This is a genomic window from Bradyrhizobium sp. 23 (genome assembly GCF_023073295.1).
Lineage (GTDB): Bacteria > Pseudomonadota > Alphaproteobacteria > Rhizobiales > Xanthobacteraceae > Bradyrhizobium > Bradyrhizobium canariense_D.
Genome location: NZ_JADPJF010000037.1, coordinates 121,746 through 127,771, shown reverse-complemented (window position 1 = coordinate 127,771; position 6,026 = coordinate 121,746). Strand labels below are relative to the sequence as shown.

Genomic DNA, 6,026 nt, shown 5'->3' with positions numbered 1-6,026 from the left:
GCAAGGCGAAAGGCGCCAGCCGGCGCCACGATGCGGCTGCACCAATTGCCGAAGAGGTCGCGATAGGGAGTGATCGGCACCGAGGGTCTGGTGGTCAGCAGGTCGGGCACGATGACATCGGAGGCGCGGGTGAAGTGCGTGCCCAGCACCATGATCATAGGCGTGGGCTGCGGGAATTCGTACAGCATCTCAAACCCGACGCGGAGCTTCATACGATTTTCCCTTGGCTAAGCTCGTAACATGGCTACGAAGCGGCCGATCACAAGGCTTTGACGGCTTATTCGGTCGCGGGCGGCAATTGGCGCCTCAAAAGTGCGGCACGGGCGAGAAAATGATAGCTAATTGCGGCGATTGCGCGCACGGTGCGGGAATGTCGAAAGATCTGTCGTTTCTGCGCCTATGCAGCGCCACGACTATTCGCGCGACGTGAAGCGCCTCATTCCCTCGCAGCGGCGGAGCCGACTCGTAGCGACGTCGTAACAGCGGTCGTCGCGCATATTGCCCACTCCAGCGGTGAGTTGGACGCGGCAGGCGCGTGCCGCGGACACCTGAAGGTTTCACCGCGATCGATCATGAGATCGAACGCCAACCGAAAGCACCCGATGCAAACTCAACCGATGCAAGCTCTCTCGCCACGGCACGTCAAGACAGAAGAAGCGCTCCGGCTCGGCGTCGAGTCGGGCTGGTACGCGATCAAGGTCAGTGGGACCTTTGTCTCGGGCCCGCACGACTCGGAAGCGGATTGCAGTCGCAAGATCGACGAAATCAATCCGCCTCCGGTGAAGAAGAAGCGATGACGACACGGAGTTCGCCCGCTACGGCGTCTTGATACCCATCGCCTTCAACGCTTCCAGCATCTGCGCCGGCGGCGCCATCTTGATCTGCGGCGCCTTGCCCGTTTCCAGCAGGCTCTTCAGCCCCGACAGGATTGCGGGCCAGCCGGTGCGGCCGCCGGAAAGGATGTCGTCGCTGAGCGGGCGGTCGTGGCGTTCGCTCACGGTGAGGCGGACGGCCTCGCCGGCTTGTTCAATCTCGTAAGTGACAAGCGTCGCGCCGAGCTTTGCGACGAGGTCGGGCCAGTTGACGTTCCACGTCACCGTCAGCTTGTTCGGCGGATCGTATTCGAACACATCGCCCGAAATGTGTTCCGAGCCATCAGGCGCGCGCACGACGAATTTGCCGCCGAGTCTTGGCTCCATCTCGACCGCAAAGCCGGAAAAATATTGGCGGCTGAACTCGGCGGAGGTCAGCGCCTCCCACACCTGGTCCGGCGTCGCGGCGATGTAAATCGTGTAGACGGTGAGCGGCTTGAACCGATCGAGGTTCATCTTGCATCGAATCCCTTGTTGAGGGCTGCGTGCGGAATGGCCAGCACCTTGCCGCTTTCCAGCAGGCTCTTGAGCCCGGACAGGATCGCCGGCCACCCGTTGGAAACGGCGCCGAAATATTTGCCGCCTTCGACGAAGCCGTCATGCAGCACCGTCAAACGCACGAGCGAGCCGAACGGTTCGATGGTAAAGACCACCCGCGAGATCGGCTCACCGCGCAGCTCCTCGTATTTTTGGTGCTTGAAGCTGTAAGACAGCCGCCGCGGCGGATCGGCTTCGAGGATCTCGCCGGAATCGGTGGTCTCGCCGTCCAGCAGCAGCGCGAAAGGGGAGCCGATTTTCCAGTCGGACCTGACCTCGGCGCCGAACCAGTATTGCTTGGTGAACTCGCTCGATGTCAGCGCCTCCCACAGCCTCGTTGGCGTTGTCTCGATGTAGGTGACATAGACGAATTGCGGCTTACTCATCACGCTTCTCCAACTGGCGTTTCAACTCGCCGAGTGCGGCGAGCTTGCCGCGCTCGAATTTCTTGATCCAGCGTTCGCCGATCTGATGGATCGGAACCGGATTGAGATAGTGCAGCTTCTCGCGGCCGTGCCTGATGGTCGTGACCAGATTGGCCTCTTCCAGAATGGCAAGGTGCTTGGTCACGGCCTGGCGCGTCATCGCGAGGCCTTCACAGAGTTCGTTCAGCGTCTGGCCGTTCCTGGCGTGAAGTCTGTCGAGCAGCGACCGTCGTGACGCATCGGCGAGCGCTTTGAAGACCTCATCCATGGCGGCGATAATAGGCAACCAAATGATTGCATGTCAAGCGCAAGGTCGTGACTTCCGTTCCCGCCCTCGCCATGCATTAATGCCGCAAACCGCTCCCAGCGAGTCCTCCCCATGATGTCTCTGCAAGCCTATCTCGCCTTCCTTGCCGCCTGCATCGCGCTCGCGCTGTTGCCGGGGCCGATCGTCACCCTCGTTATCGCCAACGGGCTGCGCCACGGCACGCGCGCGGCGCTGACCAATGTGGCCGGTGCGCAGGCCGGCCTCGCCATCGTCATCGGCATCGTCGCGGTCGGACTGACCTCGCTGATGGCGACCATGGGGTATTGGTTCGACTGGGTGCGCTTTGCCGGCGCCGCCTATCTGGTCTGGCTCGGCATCAAGCTGATCTGGGCGCCGGTCGAGGGCGTCAATGTGGATGAGCCGCCGGCGCCGCCGCGCGGCGGATTCTTCCTGCAAGGTTTCCTGGTGCTGCTGTCGAACCCGAAGGTGCTGGTGTTCTTCGGCGCCTTCATCCCGCAGTTCATGGACATGAACCGCGACCACTTCCCGCAGGTCGCGCTGCTGGGAGCCACCTTCATGGTCACTGCGGTGATGACGGACGCGCTCTACGCCATCGCCGCGGGGCGGGCCCGGAAGTTCTTCTCGGCTCGCCGCACCCGCATGATGTCGCGCATCTCCGGCGGCTTCATGATCGGCGGCGGCATCTGGCTGGCGCTGACCAGGGCGAAATAACCGCCGTCGGGCTAATCGACCAGCCTTTCCGCCCGCAGTTCAACCTCGATCTCTGCAAAAATCCGCGCCAGCCGCTCGGCCCATTGTTGCTGGCCAGACTGGTCGGCGATCAGATCCTGGCGGATCTCAATGCCGGTATTGACGAGGCCGCGAGCTTCGCCGTGCACGGGGATGGTGTAGTCGGTGAGGTCGTTCACCGCATAGGGCTCGTTGTCGCCCACGACGAGATCGCTCTCGCTGCGGAGATGCCTGAGCAGCAGCTGCGGCAGCACGGTGTCGCGATTGTAGAGCGCGCCGATGTGCCAGGGACGCGCGACGCCGGCGTAAACGGGCGTGAAGCTGTGCAGCGACACCAGCACCGTCGGCCGCTTGTCGTGCACGCGGCGGTCGATCGCGGCATGGATATGCCGGTGATAGGGCTCGAAAATCTCGCGGCGGCGCGCTTTGCGCTCCTGCTCCGAAATTCCCTCGTTGCGCGGGATCGCGGTTGCTTCGGAAATCAGGGGAATCGAGCTCACGGCGGCGGGCGGGCGGTTGCAGTCGATCACCAGCCGCGAATAGCGCTGGGCGATCAGATGTGCGCCCAGCATCTCTGCCAGCCGGTCGGCGACGCCCCCAATGCCGATGTCCCAGGCGATATGCCGCGTCAGCTCGTTCTCGGCGACGCCAAGATCGCCAAGCGCAGCCGGCAGGACCCTTCCGTAGTGGTCCGAGGTGAGCAAAAAAGGCGATGTCCCTTGCGCATTCACCTCGTGCACCGGGGGGACGTCACCCTCGCTGAGGAGTTGATTGGTCGCCCCGATTGTGTCTAAAGCCATCCTGATTGCCTAATGAAACAGCAGTCACCCCGAAGAATCGGGCGGGATTGCTATAGATTGGTCCGCCCGACATCACCATGATTGCCTGACGATGCCGTTGCTGACGATTCATCACAAGACCGAATATCGCTACACCCGCCCCGTGGCGTTCGGCGAACACAGGATCATGCTGCGGCCGCGCGACGGGCATGATCTGCGCGTGCTCGACTCCAGGCTCGAGATATCGCCCGAGCCGATGTCGCTGCACTGGATCCACGACGTGTTCGGCAATTCCGTCGCGATCGCGAATTTCGACGAGCGCGCGGACGCGCTGATCTTCGACTGGCACGTCACCGTCGAGCACAATCCGGTCGAGGAGTTCGCGCTGACGCCGGACGACTCGGCCTATTTCTATCCTTTCGCGTATGACGATGAGGAGTTTCCCGACCTCGTCCACTACATCACGCCGCAATATACCGATCCCGATGGCGAGATCGCGGAATGGGCGCGCGGCTTTCTCGACGAGGACGCGCCGACGCCGACCTTCAAGATCCTGAGCGGCATGACCCACGGTATCCGCGAGCGGTTCAAGTACCGCAAGCGCCACGAGCTGGGCACGCAGCATCCGCTCGACACCTTGCAGTCCGGTAGCGGAACCTGCCGCGACTACGCTCTGTTCATGATCGAGGCGCTGCGTCATCTCGGAATCGCCGCACGATTCGTCTCCGGCTACATCTTCCTGCCGGAGGATATCGAGCAGCGCCATGTCGGCGGCGGTTCGACGCATGCCTGGGTCCAGGTCTACCTGCCCAGCGCGGGCTGGATCGAGTTCGATCCGACCAACGGCATCGTCGGCACCCGCGACCTCATCCGCGTCGCGGTCGCCCGCGATCCGCGCCAGGCAATCCCGCTGCACGGCGTCTATATCGGCCCTGCCGGCGCGTTCGACGCCATGGACGTGACCATCAGGGTGGTGTCGGACGAGCAATGCAGCGGCGAGACACTCGAGGCGGAGGTTTTGTAGATCCGCTGCGATTTGCACGCTGCCGATTGATGGTTATAGAAGGCCATGACCTCCAATCGTCTCTTCGTCTACGGCACGCTGATGCGCGGCTTCGACCATCCGATGGCGCGGTTGCTTGCGGGCCACGCGGATTTTCTGGGTGAAGCGACCTGCCGCGGCCGGCTCGTTCTGGTGACGCATTATCCGGGGCTGCTGCTCTCCGATGTGCCGTCCGACCGCGCCCACGGCGAACTCTTTCACCTGCGCGTGCCCGACGAACTCTTGCGCGAGCTCGACATGTACGAGGCCTGCGGCGAGGGCTTTCCGGAGCCGACCGAATATCTGCGCCAGCTGGTCGACGTGACAGGTGCAGACGGGGTGACGGCACCGGCCTGGACTTACATCTACAACTGGCCCGTCACCGATCTGCCGCGCATCGAATCCGGCCGCTTTCTTGGGCTCTAGCCCGACAGCACTTCCTTCACTGCGCGCACGTCGACCTCGCGCTCGACATAACTCCACTCCTCGGTTCGCCTGAGCATCGCGACCAGCTCCTCGAACAGCGAGGCGTGCGCAGGCGCGAATTCGAACCAGGTCAGGAAGTCGAAGGGCCCGCCGAGGTCGCGGCAATGATAGAGCTGCCGCGCAATCGCAGGCAGGAAGCGCAGGCTGTTCGCGATGTGATGCGACTTGTCCTCGAAGATCCTGCGGCGCTCTTCCTGGGTCAGATCCCACCAGGCCTGCGACTTGCGGATCGGGATCAGCGCCCCACTGGTTGCTTCCAGCCGGCCGAGGCCGGCCTGCACGGCAGTGAGCTGCTGCTTCTCCGGGCGCTCGGTGTAGCGCAAGCTGCTCGCGACACCGACCAGGCGCCAAGCATTGCGCGAGGGCACCAGCGGCAACGCGATGGCCTCGCTGTCGGTGACCGACAGCGTTGGCATGAAGGCGAGGGGCTCGCCCGTCACCGGCGAAATCGAGGTGATGCGCCAACCCCCGCTCTGGCCGCCTCGGAAGGTCCTGAACATGGCCCCCATGGAAGCGTGGAACCGGGCCGGGTTCAAGCTTTCCGTCGAATCTTCGACCTGTGAATAGCCGGGAGAAGCCCTAAGTGCATCGTATTTCCCGGGGGCATCCTTATATGCCTATTCGTTGGCAAAACGCCCGACTCACCCCAGAAATCAACCTGATGCGCTTCACGCCCCAATTCCTCGACGAGCTTCGGGCCCGGCTTTCGGTCTCCGAAGTCGTGGGCAAGCGCGTCAAACTGAAGAAGGCGGGGCGAGAGTGGAAGGGGCTGTCGCCGTTCCAGCAGGAAAAGACGCCGTCCTTCTACGTCAACGACCAGAAGGGCTTTTACCACGACTTCTCCTCCGGCAAGCACGGCGACATCAT

The 6,026-nt window shown here is 63.0% G+C and carries 10 protein-coding genes and 1 pseudogene; 5 read left to right on the top strand and 6 right to left on the bottom strand.

The features are described 5' to 3' along the window. A pseudogene (locus IVB32_RS06580) lies at positions 1 to 212 on the bottom strand (transglutaminase family protein); the annotation flags it as partial. Between the two features lie 360 nt (positions 213 to 572). Between IVB32_RS06580 and IVB32_RS06575 the strand changes: the two are divergent. After that, a complete protein-coding gene (locus IVB32_RS06575) occupies positions 573 to 797 on the top strand; it encodes a hypothetical protein (protein WP_007614662.1) in 225 nt (74 codons plus the stop codon). Between the two features lie 18 nt (positions 798 to 815). On the opposite strand, the gene IVB32_RS06570 is transcribed toward IVB32_RS06575, so the two are convergent. Genes IVB32_RS06570 through IVB32_RS06560 form a run of 3 tightly spaced genes read right to left on the bottom strand, consistent with a single transcriptional unit; the run spans position 816 to position 2,102 of the window. Beyond that, a complete protein-coding gene (locus IVB32_RS06570; protein WP_247361000.1) occupies positions 816 to 1,328 on the bottom strand; it encodes an SRPBCC family protein in 513 nt (170 codons plus the stop codon). Continuing rightward, entirely contained in the window at positions 1,325 to 1,795 is a 471-nt protein-coding gene (locus IVB32_RS06565) for an SRPBCC family protein (RefSeq protein ID WP_204512327.1), read from the bottom strand. Before IVB32_RS06565 ends, IVB32_RS06570 begins: the two co-directional genes overlap by 4 nt. After that, complete coding sequence (locus IVB32_RS06560; protein WP_007614659.1) at positions 1,788 to 2,102, bottom strand: metalloregulator ArsR/SmtB family transcription factor; 315 nt, start codon at positions 2,100 to 2,102, stop codon at positions 1,788 to 1,790. The genes IVB32_RS06565 and IVB32_RS06560 overlap by 8 nt, the downstream gene beginning before the upstream one ends. A gap of 111 nt (positions 2,103 to 2,213) precedes the next feature. Between IVB32_RS06560 and IVB32_RS06555 the strand changes: the two genes are divergently transcribed. Then, positions 2,214 to 2,834, top strand: a complete 621-nt coding sequence (locus tag IVB32_RS06555) for a LysE family translocator (protein WP_085384410.1) — start codon at positions 2,214 to 2,216, stop codon at positions 2,832 to 2,834. A gap of 11 nt (positions 2,835 to 2,845) precedes the next feature. Here the strand turns inward: IVB32_RS06555 and IVB32_RS06550 are convergent, their stop codons facing one another. Continuing rightward, positions 2,846 to 3,652, bottom strand: a complete 807-nt coding sequence (locus IVB32_RS06550; RefSeq protein ID WP_247296173.1) for an N-formylglutamate amidohydrolase — start codon at positions 3,650 to 3,652, stop codon at positions 2,846 to 2,848. A 91-nt stretch (positions 3,653 to 3,743) separates the two neighbouring features. On the opposite strand from IVB32_RS06550, the gene IVB32_RS06545 reads away from it, so the two are divergent. Both IVB32_RS06545 and IVB32_RS06540 read left to right on the top strand, forming a co-directional pair. Then, positions 3,744 to 4,655, top strand: coding sequence for a transglutaminase family protein (locus IVB32_RS06545; RefSeq protein WP_018453611.1), 912 nt, complete (start codon positions 3,744 to 3,746; stop codon positions 4,653 to 4,655). A gap of 45 nt (positions 4,656 to 4,700) precedes the next feature. Further along, a complete protein-coding gene (locus IVB32_RS06540) occupies positions 4,701 to 5,099 on the top strand; it encodes a gamma-glutamylcyclotransferase family protein (RefSeq protein WP_247296171.1) in 399 nt (132 codons plus the stop codon). Here IVB32_RS06540 and IVB32_RS06535 read toward each other — a convergent pair. Further along, on the bottom strand, positions 5,096 to 5,659 hold the full coding sequence (locus IVB32_RS06535) for a chlorite dismutase family protein (RefSeq protein ID WP_018453613.1): 564 nt from the start codon (positions 5,657 to 5,659) through the stop codon (positions 5,096 to 5,098). The genes IVB32_RS06540 and IVB32_RS06535 overlap by 4 nt on opposite strands. Positions 5,660 to 5,820: 161 nt before the next feature. Between IVB32_RS06535 and IVB32_RS06530 the strand changes: the two genes are divergently transcribed. Beyond that, the coding region (locus IVB32_RS06530) for a CHC2 zinc finger domain-containing protein (protein WP_247410087.1) at positions 5,821 to 6,026 on the top strand (206 nt) is incomplete at its 3' end.

What these genes read in the sequence shown, in the direction of transcription:
- IVB32_RS06555 (WP_085384410.1), top strand. Translation starts at nt 2,214, where the DNA reads ATGATGTCTCTGCAAGCCTATCTCGCCTTCCTTGCCGCCTGCATCGCG.
- IVB32_RS06565 (WP_204512327.1), bottom strand. Translation starts at nt 1,795, where the DNA reads ATGAGTAAGCCGCAATTCGTCTATGTCACCTACATCGAGACAACGCCA.
- IVB32_RS06560 (WP_007614659.1), bottom strand. Translation starts at nt 2,102, where the DNA reads ATGGATGAGGTCTTCAAAGCGCTCGCCGATGCGTCACGACGGTCGCTG.
- IVB32_RS06545 (WP_018453611.1), top strand. Translation starts at nt 3,744, where the DNA reads ATGCCGTTGCTGACGATTCATCACAAGACCGAATATCGCTACACCCGC.
- IVB32_RS06540 (WP_247296171.1), top strand. Translation starts at nt 4,701, where the DNA reads ATGACCTCCAATCGTCTCTTCGTCTACGGCACGCTGATGCGCGGCTTC.
- IVB32_RS06535 (WP_018453613.1), bottom strand. Translation starts at nt 5,659, where the DNA reads ATGTTCAGGACCTTCCGAGGCGGCCAGAGCGGGGGTTGGCGCATCACC.
- IVB32_RS06550 (WP_247296173.1), bottom strand. Translation starts at nt 3,652, where the DNA reads ATGGCTTTAGACACAATCGGGGCGACCAATCAACTCCTCAGCGAGGGT.
- IVB32_RS06570 (WP_247361000.1), bottom strand. Translation starts at nt 1,328, where the DNA reads ATGAACCTCGATCGGTTCAAGCCGCTCACCGTCTACACGATTTACATC.
- IVB32_RS06575 (WP_007614662.1), top strand. Translation starts at nt 573, where the DNA reads ATGAGATCGAACGCCAACCGAAAGCACCCGATGCAAACTCAACCGATG.